Origin of the sequence: Nitrosospira multiformis, assembly GCF_900110185.1 — a bacterium.
GTDB lineage: Bacteria > Pseudomonadota > Gammaproteobacteria > Burkholderiales > Nitrosomonadaceae > Nitrosospira > Nitrosospira multiformis_A.
Map to the genome: position 1 here is coordinate 239706 of NZ_FOCT01000004.1, position 16881 is coordinate 256586.

General features: G+C 53.0%; 14 protein-coding genes. 11 read left to right on the forward strand and 3 right to left on the reverse strand.

Annotated elements, in window-relative coordinates:
* The first annotated feature begins 461 nt into the window (after nucleotides 1–461).
* The 4 genes from BMY01_RS06715 (at nucleotide 462) to BMY01_RS06730 (ending at nucleotide 2315) form a co-directional block, all read left to right on the forward strand.
* Nucleotides 462–1037 (forward strand): RNA polymerase sigma factor, encoded by a 576-nt coding sequence (locus tag BMY01_RS06715; RefSeq protein WP_074707885.1) that lies wholly within the window; start codon nucleotides 462–464, stop codon nucleotides 1035–1037.
* Nucleotides 1034–1411 carry a DUF3619 family protein gene (locus BMY01_RS06720; RefSeq protein ID WP_074745513.1) on the forward strand — a complete coding sequence of 126 codons (378 nt, stop codon included), beginning with the start codon at nucleotides 1034–1036 and terminating at the stop codon, nucleotides 1409–1411. Before BMY01_RS06715 ends, BMY01_RS06720 begins: the two co-directional genes overlap by 4 nt.
* Nucleotides 1393–1758 carry a DUF3106 domain-containing protein gene (locus BMY01_RS06725; protein WP_011380401.1) on the forward strand — a complete coding sequence of 122 codons (366 nt, stop codon included), beginning with the start codon at nucleotides 1393–1395 and terminating at the stop codon, nucleotides 1756–1758. The genes BMY01_RS06720 and BMY01_RS06725 overlap by 19 nt, the downstream gene beginning before the upstream one ends.
* Before the next feature lie 140 nt (nucleotides 1759–1898).
* On the forward strand, nucleotides 1899–2315 hold the full coding sequence (locus BMY01_RS06730) for an RDD family protein (RefSeq protein WP_074745515.1): 417 nt from the start codon (nucleotides 1899–1901) through the stop codon (nucleotides 2313–2315).
* Nucleotides 2316–2423: 108 nt separating this feature from the next.
* On the opposite strand, the gene tldD is transcribed toward BMY01_RS06730, so the two are convergent.
* The 3 genes from tldD to BMY01_RS06745 all read right to left on the reverse strand — a co-directional run bounded on the left by tldD (nucleotide 2424) and on the right by BMY01_RS06745 (nucleotide 8857).
* Complete coding sequence (tldD, locus tag BMY01_RS06735; protein WP_074745517.1) at nucleotides 2424–3884, reverse strand: metalloprotease TldD; 1461 nt, start codon at nucleotides 3882–3884, stop codon at nucleotides 2424–2426.
* A 41-nt stretch (nucleotides 3885–3925) separates the two neighbouring features.
* Nucleotides 3926–4786, reverse strand: coding sequence for a carbon-nitrogen hydrolase family protein (locus tag BMY01_RS06740; protein WP_074745519.1), 861 nt, complete (start codon nucleotides 4784–4786; stop codon nucleotides 3926–3928).
* Nucleotides 4787–5008: 222 nt separating this feature from the next.
* Entirely contained in the window at nucleotides 5009–8857 is a 3849-nt protein-coding gene (locus tag BMY01_RS06745) for a YhdP family protein (protein ID WP_254772636.1), read from the reverse strand.
* 252 nt (nucleotides 8858–9109) lie between these two features.
* On the opposite strand from BMY01_RS06745, the gene glnE reads away from it, so the two are divergent.
* The 7 genes from glnE to BMY01_RS06775 all read left to right on the forward strand — a co-directional run bounded on the left by glnE (nucleotide 9110) and on the right by BMY01_RS06775 (nucleotide 16757).
* A complete protein-coding gene (gene glnE / locus BMY01_RS06750; RefSeq protein WP_074745523.1) occupies nucleotides 9110–11890 on the forward strand; it encodes a bifunctional [glutamate--ammonia ligase]-adenylyl-L-tyrosine phosphorylase/[glutamate--ammonia-ligase] adenylyltransferase in 2781 nt (926 codons plus the stop codon).
* 198 nt (nucleotides 11891–12088) lie between these two features.
* Nucleotides 12089–12265, forward strand: coding sequence for a hypothetical protein (locus tag BMY01_RS17745; protein WP_175463220.1), 177 nt, complete (start codon nucleotides 12089–12091; stop codon nucleotides 12263–12265).
* On the forward strand, nucleotides 12262–12987 hold the full coding sequence (locus BMY01_RS06755; protein WP_074745525.1) for a PEP-CTERM sorting domain-containing protein: 726 nt from the start codon (nucleotides 12262–12264) through the stop codon (nucleotides 12985–12987). The genes BMY01_RS17745 and BMY01_RS06755 overlap by 4 nt, the downstream gene beginning before the upstream one ends.
* A gap of 474 nt (nucleotides 12988–13461) precedes the next feature.
* On the forward strand, nucleotides 13462–14379 hold the full coding sequence (locus BMY01_RS06760; RefSeq protein WP_074707904.1) for a branched-chain amino acid transaminase: 918 nt from the start codon (nucleotides 13462–13464) through the stop codon (nucleotides 14377–14379).
* A gap of 52 nt (nucleotides 14380–14431) precedes the next feature.
* Nucleotides 14432–14635, forward strand: a complete 204-nt coding sequence (locus BMY01_RS06765; protein ID WP_011380409.1) for a zinc-finger domain-containing protein — start codon at nucleotides 14432–14434, stop codon at nucleotides 14633–14635.
* Between the two features lie 120 nt (nucleotides 14636–14755).
* Complete coding sequence (locus BMY01_RS06770; protein WP_074745527.1) at nucleotides 14756–16165, forward strand: phosphomannomutase/phosphoglucomutase; 1410 nt, start codon at nucleotides 14756–14758, stop codon at nucleotides 16163–16165.
* 91 nt (nucleotides 16166–16256) lie between these two features.
* The gene (locus tag BMY01_RS06775) at nucleotides 16257–16757 is read left to right on the forward strand and encodes a low molecular weight protein-tyrosine-phosphatase (protein ID WP_081353797.1); all 501 of its coding nucleotides are present in this window, start codon (nucleotides 16257–16259) and stop codon (nucleotides 16755–16757) included.
* Nucleotides 16758–16881: the final 124 nt, after the last annotated feature.

Consider the following 16881-nt stretch of genomic DNA (forward strand, 5'->3'; position numbering starts at 1 on the left):
GAATCACTTGCAATTCAAGGCGGGATTGTACCACTAACAGTCGGCCGCACAAATATTCGAATGCAATTTCAGAATTTTTTGGTCAACTTTTCTCAACTTTGGGAAGGAATTTTCCATATCTCCGACGACCCCGCATCCATGATAGGCAGGAAAAAGCATTATCGCAATGTGACAAATTGTCGCAGGAGCAGAAGATAGTCCTCCGAAAAACCTCCTTAGACTCAAATGCGATGCCTGGCTTCTCGTGATACGATATGAAGCATGAGATCATGAAGATTGTATTTCTGCATACCTTGCTCAAGCCGGCCCTTGAGGGGCATACGAGTAAACTCCCCCTGGAATAAACTTCCCTTGGCATTACCTCCTTTGTTAAAACAGCTATAGTAACCCGCCAAAAGTTTGCTAACATTGCCGCCGGTGAGTTTGCTCCTGTTCTTTCATCTTCCAAGAGGCGAATCGTCCTGGCTACAAAACAGGAATTTTCGAATTTTCTGGCTGAAATCGAACGGCGCGCCTACAAGCAAGCTTTGTTTGCCATACGCGATGAACATCTTGCCCTGGATATTGTTCAGGATTCGATGATGAAGCTTGTCGAGAAGTATTCGGCCAAGCCCCTGGAAGAACTACCTCTCCTGTTTCAACGCATCCTGCAAAATACCATCCGGGATTTTTATCGTCGACAGAAAACGCGCTCACTGTGGACGACACTGTTTTCAGCATTTATTCCTTCCGATCATGAAAAGGAAAGCGAAGATTTCGATCTGCTGGAAACTTTGCAATCCGATGCGTCATCATCTAAGGTTAATGACCCTCACCAACAACTCGAACAGTCGCAACTTATCAATCTGCTCGAGAGGGCTATTGAAACCCTACCGGCACGTCAACGCGAGGCTTTTCTACTGCGTTACTGGGAGGAAATGGATGTTATGGAAACTGCAAAAATTATGGGGTGCTCCGAGGGGAGTGTGAAAACGCACTGCTCCCGTGCAACCCATGCACTTGCCGCAATGTTGAAAAAACATGGAATTGGGCTATGAGTGAAACTGATGTAGGGAGGGAAGTAGCGCGGTTGCTGGATCGCGGACTCGATGACATCAAGCTGAGCACGTTAAACCGTCTCCAATCTGCTCGCAGAGCTTCTCTGGAAAATTACCATGTGGCGGAAACAGTTGTTCGACTTGGTCAGAGCGGGCAGGTCGCTTCATCGCGAGGTGGACATCATGGTCATTCGCGAGTTGGCAAGTTGTTATCGGTGATAACATTGTTGCTGGCTTTGGCGGGTGCCATTTATTGGCAGAATTTGCAGCAGAGTGATGAGAATGAGGAAATCGAGATAATGCTGCTCGTGGATGATCTGCCGATAGATGCCTATCTGGACGATGAGTTCGGTGAATGGTTAAATCAGTCATAGCCATCACCTCGGCGCTGTATCTGTTACTTTCGGTCCCGGTTGAAGCAGGTCAACCTGCCTGGGAAGAATTGAAGCCGCAGCAAAAAGAGGCGTTGGCTCCGCTCGCGCAGGAGTGGAACGGGATGGACCCTGCAAAGAAGAAGAAATGGCTGGGCATTGCCAAACGCTATCCGCATATGACACCCGAGGAGCAGCACCGAACCCAGTTGCAGATGCGGGATTGGTATTCGCTGACCCCTGAACAGCGGGAGCTGGTACGTGAGAAGTATAAAACCATCAAGAAATTACCGCCGGAAAAGCGCCAGGAAATAAAGCGCAAATGGCGTGAGCATGAGCACCAGCAATGAAGCATCCTACTATAGCAGCAGGTTCAATAGACAGGCAGGCGCCTCCGGTTTTCTGAGTTCTGGTTGTTTTCTGTTTTTTCTCAATACTGCACTGCAATAAGACCAATACGAAAGCTTTTCTGAATGAAATTCCCGACACCATGAAAATTTCCGCGCCGGGATTGGGGCGGAGATTACTGAGTATGTTGTACGAATCGCTGATTCTGGTTGCGGTTCTGTTTATCGCCAGTTTCGTTTTTCATCTTGCCTTCCGGGATACCAGTTCCGTTTTTTTCCGACCCGCATTCCAGCTTTATCTGCTCGTGGTTGCAGGTATTTATTTCACCTGGTTCTGGACTCACGGTGGACAAACATTGCCCATGCAAACCTGGAAGCTTCGTGTGATCACTGCGGATGGAAACCGCCTTAATCTGAAGCAGGCGTTCGCACGTTATCTGTTCGCCGTCATCGGCATCTTTTTGTTCGGTTGCGGGATATTGTGGGCGTTATTCGACCGGGATGGATTGTTCCTGCATGATCGGCTTGCGGGTACCCGGATCGTGAAGATCGAGCAGTAAGGGACCTGGTGGAAACGTATTATGGGTCGATCGTCATCTTGCCGTGAAACCGCAGCTTCAAATCGGCCGCTTTCGATGGCTGATGATGGGGAGTACCGCCACTGAAGCCTACGCTGTTCCTCCCACCGTCAGTCCATCTATGCGAAGAGTGGGTTGACCCACGCCTACCGGCACGCTCTGGCCTTCCTTGCCACACGTCCCAACACCGGGATCAAGCGATAGATCGTTGCCGATCATCGAAACGCGGGTGAGTATATCGGGACCGTTGCCAATGAGGGTGGCGCCCTTCACCGGATACGAAATTTTACCGTTTTCGATCATGTAAGCTTCCGCGGCCGAAAATACGAATTTTCCGCTGGTGATATCTACCTGCCCCCCACCGAAGTTGACCGCATATAATCCGTGCTTTACGGAAGCGATGATTTCTTCCGGAGTTTTGTCCCCATTCAGCATATAAGTATTCGTCATGCGCGGCATGGGAATGTGCGCAAATGATTCGCGTCTTGCATTTCCTGTGACGGAAACATTCATCAGCCGTGCATTCAGGCTGTCCTGCAAATAACCCTTGAGTATCCCGTTTTCAATCAGCATTGTGCACTGGGTGGGATTCCCTTCGTCATCGACATTGAGCGAGCCCCGCCGGCGTGCAATAGTGCCATCATCCACCACCGTCACTCCCGGTGCAGCCACGCGTTCGCCGATTCGGCCCGCAAATGCGGAACTCCCCTTGCGGTTGAAGTCTCCTTCCAGCCCGTGGCCAATGGCCTCATGCAACAGTATTCCCGGCCAACCCGAACCGAGCACCACGGTCATGGTTCCGGCAGGCGCCGGTTTTGCATGCAGGTTGACGACCGCTTGGTGAACCGCTTTTGCAGCATAGTCGCGCAGCACGTCATCCGTGAAGTACGCATAGTCGAAGCGTCCTCCTCCTCCTGCAACTCCTTGCTCGCGATTACCGTTTTCCTCGGCGATAACCTGCAATGAGAGACGTACAAGCGGGCGCACATCGGCTGCCAGAAGGCCATCACTGCGGGCAACGAGAACCACTTCGTATTCCCCTGAGAGGGAAGCCATGACCTGGATAACACGTTTGTCCAAGGCCCGCGCATAATTTTCGAGCTTTTCGAGCAAAGCCACCTTGTCCGTATCCTTAAGGCTGGCAATCGGGTCTTCAGGCAGATAAAGCTCGCGCCCCTTGCTGCGTTTGACGGCTTGCACCGATTGCGTGACGCCATGGCGAGCGATGGCGCGCGTAGCCTGTGCGGCGGACACCAGCGCAGGCATGCTGATGTCGTCCGAATACGCAAAGGCGGTCTTGTCTCCGCTGACTGCGCGTACACCCACGCCCTGATCGATATTAAAGCTGCCGGATTTGACTATGCCTTCTTCCAGAGCCCAGCCCTCGGCTCGGCTGTACTGAAAATACAGGTCGGCATAATCGATGCGATGCGCAAGCATCTGGCCGAACACGTTCTGTAATCCGGTTGCATCCAGTTCATGAGGTGCAAGCAGGCAATTGTTGGCTGTCGCGAAAAGATCGTTAACCTGGATAGTCTGTTCTGTAATCATGGTAGTTAGTGGGGGAGAAGGAGAACAAGGTTCAACGGAATTCAAAAGTGACGCAGTATGCGGTGATTCAAGGCGGGCAGGCTGCTGCGCAAGCTCGCCTGGTATTCCGGGTCAATATCCGCGATGACAACTCCTGGTCCGCGCGGGAGGCGGTCCAGCACCACGCCCCAGGGATCGACTATCATGCTGTCCCCATGGGTTTCCCGCCCATTGATATGGTATCCCCCCTGAGCAGGCGCAACGACGTATGCCAGATTTTCGATGGCCCGGGCACGGATCAAGGTTTCCCAATGTGCCTTGCCCGTAGTGGCGGTGAAGGCCGCCGGAGCGAAGATAATGTCTACCTGCCCCATGGAACGGTAAAGCTCGGGAAAGCGGATATCGTAGCAGATGGAAAGACCGATGCGGCCAAAGGGCGACTCCAGGGCAACGACACCCTGGCCTGCCTCAATGGTTTCTTCTTCGGCATAGCGTTCAGTTCCCAGCTCCAGACCGAACAAATGTATTTTGTCGTACCGTGCGACCTGCTCACCGTTGTCGTTGTATACCAGGCAACTGTTTCGCACCTTGTCAGGCCGGGAAGAAACCAGGGGCACCGAGCCGCCTACCAGCCATAAGCCGAGACGCTTGGCAGTATTGCCCAGGAATTCCTGTATCGGCCCCTGATTATCCTGCTCACGTGCCGCTACTCTATCAGCATCCTCCATTCCCATCAGGCAGAAATACTCGGGAAGCGCTGCCAGCTTCGCTCCGCGTGATGCAGCAATGTCCAGAAGTCGTCCGGCTTCTTCTAGATTGGCGTAGATATTTGGGCCTGCCGCCATTTGAATGGCGGCAACACGAACCGGGCCCCTGTGAGCTGTTTCAGGGGGAAGCGAGTTACAGGTTACGGAGTCTTGCATATTTGAAGTGTATTTTTCGGGCAGCGGAGAATACAGGGTAACTTAAAAGATTGTCTTTATAAAGTATCGTGGTTGATACCGATTCCGGCATTGTCCACAGATCGCTCGCAGGCGCGAAACAAGCGTTAATAGACCCTAACGCATACGTTGGATGGCGAGCGCAGTATAACGGGCGTGATCAGTCAATGCACTGCCGGCAGACCTCGTGCGAGGAGACTCTGGTCATGGTTGAGGCTCCGCCAGTTCCGGGGCCGGTTGCCCTATCCGGGTTACGACAGGATCTGCCCAGGTGCCGGTAATGTTGTAGTCTCTTGATGGAGCAGGTGTTTTCTTCATGGCTGTGCTTGCAATTACCGATGCCATCCCGACTACGGGAGACGCAAGTCCATAGGAAGGGGTAACTCTGATATGAAGTTTTTGCGTTTCCGCTTCGAGATTCATCTGTCCATTCATGGTAACCCTTGCAGCCGGCCCGTTTATTTTAAGCTCATCGGTCGATGCAATACCACTCGCGATATTTATGCTGCCGGAAATGTCGTCAAATCCGAAACCTTCACTGAACACATCCCGAAAGTCCAGCGTGATCCGCCGCGGCAGTGAACGGAGATTGAAAATGCCAAAGAGCCTCCCAATTCCAGGCTCAAACTTGGGAAATTGTCCACGTCTTGCGCCAAGCTTAAACCTGCCGGACAAGGTGGAGTAATCTATCGACAGGGGATCCCCCTGCCAGGACAAGATGCCCTCAAGCGTACCGCTTCCACTGGTTACGCGATCAGGAAGGCCGATCCGCTCCAGAAATTTCCCAATGTCATCTGCTTCCAGCATGACTGTGGCCTGCGTCTGCGGAGCCGGGACCCGGTTTTTCCATAGCCCTCGCATTGTTATCGAGCTGTCGGGGCTGACAATGTGCAGTTTGTCGATATACCAGTTCCGTTCTTCCTGATTTGCAACCAATTCCAGCTTACCCAGTTGTTTCTCGCCAAAAACAAAGTCGTCCGCGATCACATCGAGCGCCGGCAGATCCTTTTCCTGTTGCCTGCTCCTGGATACCTTACCTGGTCCGGAAGGAGGGTTTGCAGGAATGATCAGCCTGTTCAATCGCGCCACTATCTTGCCGGCACCGGATGGATTCCAGGTGATGCCTCCATTGACCTCCTCGCTTGCGATCCTGCAATACCACAGGCCGTCTTTTCTGTTGGCATCCAGCCTGACATCATCGAACTGCCTGCCCAGAAAGCCAAGCGATTCTATATACAGGTTTAAGCCGTTCAAACTGGAAGGGGTAGCAGGTTGGATTTCGAATTGCTTGAGCAAGAGGCGCCAACGGTCGAGATTCAATACGGGCAATGCACCCTTTATCACGATACCGGGCTCTTCAGGGAGAAAAACGGGCGAGGGACCGAAAACGACGGAACCGCGTTCCACATAAAAATGACCGGCATCGTCCCGGGTGCGGCTGATCTTTGCCTTGATGCGCTCGCCATAGCTCAGGTGTAGTTCCTCGCTCTGCGTGCCCGTCGCCTTTCCTTCAAATTTCACTGATATTGCATCGTGCGCCGCCTTCGACAAAGGCTCGGGCAGATCCGATGAAATTCCCTTCAATGATGATTCAACGATCACATCCGTGGACCGGTTGCCTACGAGCACGGCTGCTTGCCAATCGCTGCTGCCGTGTATGTGCCTGGTCCAGAAAGGGGCGCTGCGTGGCCCGCTGGCTTGCGGGGCTGCATTCAGGTTGTCGAAGTCGACCTTTCCGATAGCGGAAAAACGCACGCCCCCGCCGGGGATATCAGAGGAAGTGATCAGCACGGGACCGCCGAGAAGACGGCCGCTCAGGTTTTTCGTTCTTATTTCAGAATCGGTAAAGGTCAGCGCCCCGTTCAATTGCTCCAGCTCGGGAATATGTGAGCTCGGAGCGATCCGGTTGTTCATGAATTGGTAGTTGCCCCACAGTTTAGTTTCCCCTGAGCCGCGCAAAGGAGTATCAAGTTTGAGCAGCAATCTTCCGTCGCCAAAAATACGGGTATTCTCCATCAGCCAGTTATCGTAGGTGTCCAGTGTTTTTGCGGCAGCGAATGCCAGAAACTGATGAGTGGCGCCGGTCGCTTCCAGTTCGGTTTTGAGTCTCGCCTCGGCGGCAGTCATGTCAGGAATGATCAGTCTTGCCTTCCCCAGACGCGCCCCCACGATATCTCCTTTGGAAACATTGATCTCCATGCGATTATCGTTAAGGCGCACGGTGCCTGCGAGATTCTCTATCGGGGGCCAGCCAGGGAGGTGATCGAGCAACATGCCCGATATCTTTGCGGAAAATTCGAAGACGCCGGGATTGCTTGAGACGAAGGGAGGTCGAGCCAGATTTCCCTTCAGGTGAAACCGGGCATTCGAAATACTCCCTGCAACAATAGATTTACCCAGCCAATCAGGAAAATACTCTCTCCCTTTCCCTCTGGTCGGCAGGAGACGCAGCAGAGAAGGCACGTCAGCGCGGGTGAGATGAGTTGTCAAGTCGAGGATACCCGGACTGGCAGGCGCTGTCTGGTAATTTCCATAGGCTGACCCGGCTGCGTACGCACTGGAGAAGGAGATATTGCTGAATTTTATCGACTTTGAACCGTTGCTGGTCAGGTTCCATCTTATCTGTCCAGCAAGTGTATTCAGTGTTACCGGTTCGATAGGTGTATCCGGTAGTTGCAGCACGGTGTTTTGGGAATCCAGATTCAGCGTGCCTCCCTGTTCGGTAATGTCAATATTCCCGCTGACGCCAGTGAAGGCAGGCATGCTATCAGACCTTTTCATTCCCAGTTTGGTAAATCTTCCCGTGGCATGGAAAGAAGAAGGCGCCGGCCATTCGCCCGTCCATTTTATCAACATCGAATGCAGTTTTCCGCGGGGGGAAACAGCGCGGATTTTAGCCCGGAGCGGCTCGCTCATCGGCAGGTATTTTGCCAACTCCTCCAGTTTATCCAGTCTTAGATTCTGGACGCTCAATGTGTTGCTATTCGGTTTGCCGGCATCGTGGTGAAGCTGCTGCAACGAAAAATCCAGCAAAGGCAGGGGCGGTTTGCCATAAAATGCAGCGTCGAGTCGACGTGCGAAAAGTTGACTGCCGTTGCTGCCGTTGTCATCCACCTTGTGCCATCCGATCCTGCCTGCCAGCTTGGTCAGGTTCAATTCCGGCAGAGTCGGCGCAAGCCGCGCCTTTACATTCTGCAAGCGCATGTCTGCCGTAACTTTGTTCATGTCTGCACCGTCGATATCCGCCCAGATACGCAGCGCGCCAACGCCCCGATTCAACTTTATTTCCTCGGGGAAGGGCAGCCAAGCGCGCCAAGCCGCTATATCGGCACGGGTTATCTGCATGAAAAGCCGGCCGCGCCATAATCCGGGATCCGCCAGCGCCTCCCCCTTGAAATCCCCGCGCATATCGAGGTGGGCGGCAAGTTGCGCGGGAGGTACGGCGCGGATGCCGAAGCGATGGTGCCTGCCCCGGTTCTCGAGGCGCAGGTTGACCAGCAGTTCCAGTTGCGGCGCAGTGCGCTGGTCATCCTGCCAGAGGATATTGGCATTGTTTATGATGACTTGCCTCTGGTTGAGGAGCCAGTCGAAAAAGCCATCTTCGCTTCCAGTAAATTCCTGCTTCAGTGCGAATCCGGCGACGTGAATGACGCCGGCAGTGTCTCGACGTACGATCAAATCAGGCCGATCGATTGCGATTTCACGAAAAAGCAATTCGCCATGCAACATCGAACGCCATGAAAGCGTGCCTTCAAGGCGGTTCAGCAGCAAGGTGACACCCTCGTCATCATGCACGCGCACATCACGCAGCATCATGTGAGGGCGGAACCCATCCCAATTCGCGCTGATCTCGCCTAGTGTTACATATTGACCGGAAGCATGGCTGATGGCGGAAGCGAGGTTTTCACGGTACTGTTCGATATTCGGCAGCAGCCAATAGCGGAGAGACAGCAGTAGAACCGAAAAGACGGCTGCAACTGCAATCAGTACCCACATGGAAAGCCGGAACAGGAAGCTCCGTAGCACAAAAGGTAAAATTGCTGACAGGTTCAATAAATTGTTCCGATACGGATACTAGGGGAAGAACGCAGGAACATTCGGACCGCTGGTGATTATTCGTTAAATCATACTCACAGGAAGAAATCTGATCCGGAGGTAAATGCGGGGGGGCAGATGCGACAAAGCGGATTAGATGCGGCAGCAGGTTCTTTGTTCAATCCTTCAATAGAAGCCGCGGCATAGGTTGTGCAGGAATTATCTACTCCACCCATTATCCTCCCATTTTATTTTAACCTGAATTCAACCATGCCTTCCGATCGTCCCGCTGGAGAAATAGTGCAATCTGTCCTGTCGCTGAGCCGTTACGTCCAGGCTCAGCTGGCAAACGACGCCGCGCTGCTGGCTGAGTTGGAGCAAAACCTGTGGCGCCCTTTCATGCGAGAAGAAATGCAGGCATTTTTGCAGGCATCCGCCGAAGGGATAAATAATGAGGAAGGGCTGCACGCAGTCTTGCGCGGCTTGCGCAAACAGGTGTTGCTGCGAGTGGCGATACGTGACCTGGCAGGACTGGCTGACTTGGCCGAGGTGATGTCATCCATGACAACCCTGGCAGAGCTTACCATCGGTTTCGCACTGGAGCGCTTGTACGCCTGGCTAGCCGAGCCGGGGCGTTACGGTCAACCAAAAAATGCCGACAATCGAGTTCAGCAGATGCTGGTCATCGGGATGGGAAAGCTTGGCGGCGGAGAACTCAATGTTTCCTCAGATGTGGATCTTATTTTCGTATACCCCGAAGATGGCGAGACCGATGGGCAGCGATCAATTTCCAATCAAGATTTTTTCGTTCGCCTGGGGCGGAAGCTGATTACAAGTCTTAATGACATTACCGCGGAAGGTTTCGTTTTCCGGGTGGATATGCGGTTAAGGCCCTATGGGGAAAGCGGACCGCTGACGATGAGCTTTGCCATGTTGGAAGAATATCTGATCACCCAGGGACGAGAATGGGAGCGTTACGCGTGGATCAAAAGCCGCGTCGTAGCAGGTTCGCGCGAAGAAAAACCGGTACTTGTAGAGCAGATCACACAACCCTTCGTGTTTCGCAAATATCTGGACTTCGGCGCTTATGAATCCATGCGCGCGCTGCATGCCCAAATCCGGCGGGAGGTTCAGCGCCGGGAAATGTACGGAAATATCAAGCTTGGGTCGGGCGGTATTCGCGAAATCGAGTTCATTGCCCAGGTATTCCAGCTGATCCGGGGCGGACGCGATCCGGATTTCCGCATCCGGCCCACGCTTGCTGTACTGGGTTTGCTGGGGGAAAAGCAGCAGTTACCGGGGGAAACGGTGGCAGAATTGGTCGAGGCATACACTTTTTTACGCAACCTCGAGCATCGCCTGCAGTACCTTGACGATCAACAGACTCACGTCCTCCCTGACAGCTCTCCGGACCAGTCGCTGATTGCAGCTTCGATGGGTTTTTCGTCCTATGACGGATTTTTAAAGAAGCTCAACAACCATCGCTTGAATATAACGCGACATTTTGAAGCTATCTTCGCGACACCTCGCACTTCCCAGGCCTCCAATGTGCTTGCCGACCTGTGGAAGGCTGGAGAAAACGGCGTTCAAACCGAAGCCGCGCAGACGCAACTCGCCAAACTGGGGTTTTCCAATCCGGAGAAAGTTCTTGAGTGTGTGGAAGGATTTCGCTCGGGCACCCGCTACAGGCAACTGCCGCAAACGAGCAAAAAACGCATCGATGCGCTTGTTCCCACTCTGATCGAAGTGGCTGCGAAGTTTCCTTCCGCAGACCTCACGCTGGAACGACTGATACAGTTGCTAGAAACAGTCAGCAGGCGCTCAGCTTATCTGGCCCTGCTGCGCGAGCATCCCGACGCGTTAGGGCGGGTAGCCAAGCTCGTCAGCGCAAGCCACTGGGCCAGCGAATACCTGAACAGGCATCCGATCCTGCTGGACGAACTGCTTCCGGGGCAGTTTCGAAATCCGCTCGATTGGTCTCGTGCCAGGGAAGGTCTGATGCGTCAGTTGCAGGATGCGGAGGGCCCCGGCGGCACCGATGTCGAACAGCAAATGGATATATTGCGGCACTTTCATCATGCCCAGGTATTTCAGTTGCTGGCTCGCGATGTGGAAGGGCTGCTGCCACTTGAGACCTTGAGTGATCATCTTTCCGACCTTGCCGATCTGCTGCTCGATACGGTATTGCACCTTGCCTGGTCGGGGTTGAGGAGGAGGCATAGAGATATACCCGCTTTTGCCATCATCGGCTATGGCAAGCTCGGCGGCAAGGAACTTGGCTATGCCTCCGACCTCGATATCATTTTTCTCTATGACGATCCCCATGCCGACGCTCCAGAGAGCTACGCCCGGCTGAGCCAGCGTATCAACTCATGGCTCACCAGTTACACTTCAGCCGGATTGCTCTACCAGACAGATCTGCGTTTGCGCCCCAACGGCAGCAGCGGCCTCCTGGTGAGTTCGGTTCAGGCATTTGCTGAATATCAGCATCATCATGCATGGGTCTGGGAGCATCAGGCGCTGAGCCGGGCGCGATTCGTGGCCGGAGATGCACAGGTAGGGGAGGCATTCGAGCATATTCGCAGGGAAGTGCTGCGTCACCCGCGGGAATTGTCGGATCTGAAACGGGAAGTACTGGTAATGCGGCAAAAAATGCTCGACGCTCACCCCAATAACAGCGGGTTGTTCGACATCAAGCATGATCGTGGAGGCCTTATCGATGTCGAGTTCATTGTGCAATACCTAGTCCTTGGATACGCCTACCATCACAAGGAGTTGACCGGCAATATCGGTAATATCGCGTTGTTGAAGCTGGCGGCAAAGCTGGGATTGATCAGGAATGAAGTCGCAGAACCGGCCCTTAATGCCTATCGGGAATTTCGACGGACGCAACACTGGCTGAGATTGAGCGGATACTCCGATCTCGCTGGCTCGTCTTCCGCGAACGGCAAATCGCAAAAGTTTGCGCGCGTTGAAGCAGATTATTTTGAGAATGAAATCGCAGCAGTTTTTGAGTTGTGGAGCGAAGTCTTCGGCACATCCGCGGTTTAGTCCTCCCTGGATTCAGGGTACACCGCCATCATAATCCAGCAGTTCGAGAGAATGAATGCGCACAATTGTCTCTTGCGATTTGGGTACGAAGTGCTATACCTCTAAAAAGTCCTGAAAAAATTCGACGTTTTCTTTGGTTATAGGTCCGTAAAGCCTATTAAATCTTTTAAGAAAGAGGGGAGAAAAGGGAAGTTTACTATGCACTCAGTCAAAATGCTCGCCGGAGCAACGTTTGCTACCGCCATTCTTTGCAGTCCCTCCGCCTGGTCCGCCGCCCCCGTGGTGTACAGCGGATCGGGCGCCAACGCAACTACCGCTCTTCGCTTTTCGCGCCGCAATCGGGGGCGCCAAGAATACCGGCGCGCCCCGAAATGAGCGGTCGCCGCGAAATCAGTTGGGATGGAGTCAGGCTTGACGGTACAGACGTGAATCCGAACACTCAAGTGGTTGACAGCGGTCATACAGTCATCATCCCCGTTGATCGTTTCCGCGGCCAGGGCGCATTATTCGAGGATCCCTATGCCGTAAGCGGGGATGGCTTTGCCAGTGTTAACCCCGCCACGGCGGGGCAGTTTCCTGCCTTCAGTCCCAACAATACCTTCGTCATGCAGGATGACACTCCATACCAGTTCGATGACCGCTTCATCGCCCAAAGCTTCACCATTCCCGGCACGGCGACACGCGGTTTCGGTGCCATCTTTGTCGATGTAGAAAAAGCTGGCAGCAGCATCGAATACTTCGGTCACGACAGCAGCGGACACGAGGTCAGTCTCGGCACCTTTAATGTGCCTACGGGCGCGATGAGCGGCGAGCCGCAGTTTCTCGGCGTGCTGTTCGATCAGCCGGTAGTGACGGACGTGAAATTGGCTGTGGGGACTAACACCCTGTTCAACTTCGATGGGACGAACTTTCAATCATTCGGCCCGGAAAATTTGGCGGAAGGTACTGATCTTGCCGTCACCGATGATTTCGTCTACGCGGAACCGACCATGGCAGCAGCCATTCCCGAGCCCGAAACCTATGCCTTGATGCTGGCGGGCCTTAGCCTGCTTGGTTTGATTGCCTATCGCAAAAAACCCGCGTTTAACCAGCTCTAGCATCATTTCAAACAAACCCCATCTCAGCGATGGGGTTTGTTTTTCAGCGACATTATTTTTGTAGCCGTACTGCTGAGAAGGATTCAAAGCAACCGGCTGTTCCCGCAAACGACCCAAACGCTCTCAGCCCCTCTGCAATCGTATTTGCCTATAAAGGGCTTATACACTCTATCGGTACTCTAGCGGCAAATCACCGGCGATTGTACTCAATCCTAAAAACTGCCGGCAGTAAGCTCCAATCTTCCACCTGTCGCGAAACCGCATCTGCCCCGCTGGTATTCAGGATACATTCCACTTTGATAGCAATTCCAGAATAATCCCACGCACTAACGGACGAGCCTGACAGGTATGTGGAATGGTTGCAAGTCCCGTGCAAACAGTCTGCTTTCCTGTACCCCTTCTCTCGAAAGGGAATCCCGAGGATCAGGAAATGCGTTAGAATATACGAACTTAAATTCTCTCCGGAGTTTGTGAATGTCAATGGCTGACCGCGACGGTGTGATCTGGAGTGATGGAAAGATGATTCCGTGGCGTGAGGCTACCACACATGTACTCACCCACACCCTGCACTACGGGATGGGGGTATTCGAAGGATTGCGCGCCTACGAAACCCCCCGCGGATCTGCAATTTTCCGTCTGAAAGAACACACCGATCGTTTATTCAATTCCGCGCACATCTTCATGATGAAGATGCCCTATGACAAGGCGACGTTGATGCAGGCGCAGTGCGATGTCGTAAGGCAGAACGATCTGAAGTCTTGTTATATCCGTCCCATCGTGTTTTATGGTTCGGAAGCCATGGGCATTTCAGCTAAAACGCTTTCAGTGCACGTGGCTATTGCAGCTTGGGCGTGGGGCACGTACCTCGGGCCTGATGGCCTCGAAAAAGGCATCCGTGTCAAGACTTCGTCATTTACGCGGCATCATGTGAATATCAATATGTGCCGTGCCAAGTCGGTTACGACCTATGCAAATTCCATCCTCGCGCATCAGGAGGTAGCGCATGATGGTTATGATGAGGCACTGCTTCTCGATGTGGACGGCTATGTTGCCGAAGGGGCTGGTGAAAACATATTCATCGTGAAGCAGGGCAAATTGTATACCCCCGACATGACTTCCTGTCTGGAAGGCATTACGCGGGCATCTCTCATAGAGCTTGCGGAAGAAATCGGAATTCCGGTTATCGAGAAGCGCATCACCCGCGATGAAGTCTATTGCGCGGATGAAGCCTTTTTCACCGGCACCGCAGCCGAGGTAACACCAATCAGGGAACTGGATAACCGCACGATCGGCAGCGGCAGGCGTGGTCCTATCACAGAAAAGCTCCAGACCCTCTTTTTTGAATGCGCCAGGGGCAATGGCAAACATGCCGAGTGGCTCACCTATGTCTGAAAAACGTTATATCCTCATCGATACATTTAAGCGATACGTCTAGGAAAATCTGATGCAGAAGCTTGCCTCCAATACCCAGCGCGAGATCGAGGTGACACCCGATGATTTGCCGCTTCATTGTCCCACGCCTTCCATGCTGTTATGGAATTCGCATCCCCGGGTTTTTCTGCCCATAGAAGATACAGGGGAAGCGCTGTGTCCTTACTGCGGCACACATTATGTACTCAAGGGCGGCGCAGTTGCAGGCCACCATTGAGCTGAACATACCTTAAAGTCCAAATACGAGCAGCACAGTCGTAAACGGTGTGATGCTGCCACTGAAGATACTTTAATACCCTGATACAGCTGAAGCTCATCTCTTATCCGTCCATCATCCATGCGCCAACTTCCACCAGAAATTTTCAAAGCCTATGACATCCGAGGTGTTTTCGGAAAAACACTGACCGTTGAAGGTGCCGAAGCGATTGGTCACGCCATCGGCTCTGAGGGGCGTGCGCGCGCACTTGCCGCAATCACCATAGGGCGCGACGGAAGGTTGTCGGGCCCCGAGCTGGTGCAAGCCCTGGCCAGGGGTTTGCAAAGAAGCGGGATCAACGTAATCGATGTCGGTGCTGTCGCGACCCCGATGCTCTACTACGCGGCGCATGAATTGTCCGGTTATTCCGGCGTGATGGTAACCGGAAGTCATAACCCTCCGGAATACAATGGTTTTAAAATGGTATTAGGGGGAGAAACACTCGCTGCGGAATCAATACAAGCCTTGCGGGCGCGTATCGAAAATGAAAACCTTGCTCACGGCAATGGAAGCTACCACAAGCAGGATATTGCGGAAGGATATCTTCAACGCATAACAGCGGACATAAAGCTGGCGCGGCCCATGAAGATTATTGTTGATTGTGGCAATGGGATACCGGGTTTATATGCTCCGGAACTGTACCGCAGGCTCGGATGCGATGTAACGGAGCTGTTTTGCGAGGTCGATGGCACTTTTCCCAATCATCATCCGGATCCCTCGGTACCCGAGAATCTGCGGGATGTGGTGCAGGCGCTTGAAACGACTGATGCCGAGATAGGGCTGGCGTTCGATGGAGATGGTGATCGCGTGGGTGTGGTTACCAAAAGTGGAACGGTCATTTATCCGGATCGGCAATTGATGTTGTTTGCAGCCGACGTATTGTCGCGGAATCCGGGCGGACGAGTCATTTTTGATGTGAAATGTACGCGTAACCTGGCGCCGTGGATCGCACAGCACGGAGGCGAGCCGATCATGTGGAAAACCGGTCACTCCTTCATCAAGGGTAAACTGAAGGAAACCGGGGCGTTGCTAGCGGGAGAGATGAGTGGTCATATTTTTTTCAAGGAGCGCTGGTATGGCTTCGACGACGGACTCTATGCCGGAGCGCGTTTGCTGGAGCTGCTCAGTTCCAGGATGGATATTGACGCGGTATTCAACTCGATTCCGGACGCGGTCAGCACGCCAGAGTTGCAGATCGGGTTGAAGGAAGGGGAAAACTACGCGATTATCGCGCAGTTGCAGAAAACAGCGCACTTTGACCGGGCTGAACGCATCATTACTACCGATGGAATGCGAGTCGAATATGAAGATGGTTTTGGTCTTGCGCGTTCATCCAATACCATGCCGGTAATCGTGTTACGTTTCGAGGCGGACAGCGAGGCAGCTTTGAAGCGTATTCAGAATGATTTTTGCAGAGCGATCCTGAAAATCAAACCGGATGCGGAACTGCCTCATCAACTGAGGGGAAATCTTCTTTCCGCCACATCCTGATGAGCTGCTGGAATGTTCTGAAGGGCGTTGCCATTAAGTTGCAAGAATGGAAATGCCCCGAGTGGGAAGTCAAGCTGAGATATAACTGAATATGATGAACAGGAGAGAGGGTGTCAGGACCAACGTTTTGTTCGTTTGCATGGGCAACATCTGTCGTTCGCCCACCGCGGAGGCCGTTTTCCGGCACCAGGTCATCATGGCTGGTGTGGAGGAAGAAATTTATATCGACTCTGCCGGTACACATGATTACCACATCGGCGAGCCGCCGGATGAAAGGGCGCAAAGAGCAGCGGGAAGAAGGGGCTATGACACAAAAGCATTGCGTGCTCGCATCGTAGATGAAAAGGATTTCGAGTTTTTTCACTATATTCTGGCAATGGACAGGGCGAATCTGGCTGCCCTTCAGAGAGAATGTCCAGCGGAATACAGTCATAAACTCGGATTATTGATGCAGTACAGCGAAAAGTTCTCCGAAGGAGTACAGGAAGTGCCGGACCCTTATTTTGGAGGAAGCCAGGGCTTCGAGCATGTACTCAACCTGGTGGAGGACGCGGGTCGGGGATTGCTTAACCGGATTCGTAACGGAAAATAAAGCGAGGCAGAATATGAATTATAGACCTGCTCTATCCCGCCGGAGACGGAATGGAATATATACAGTTCGTATCCTATTCGGCAGGAGAACTGTAATAAACTGAAAGTGTAGGTTTGGCTTTTGG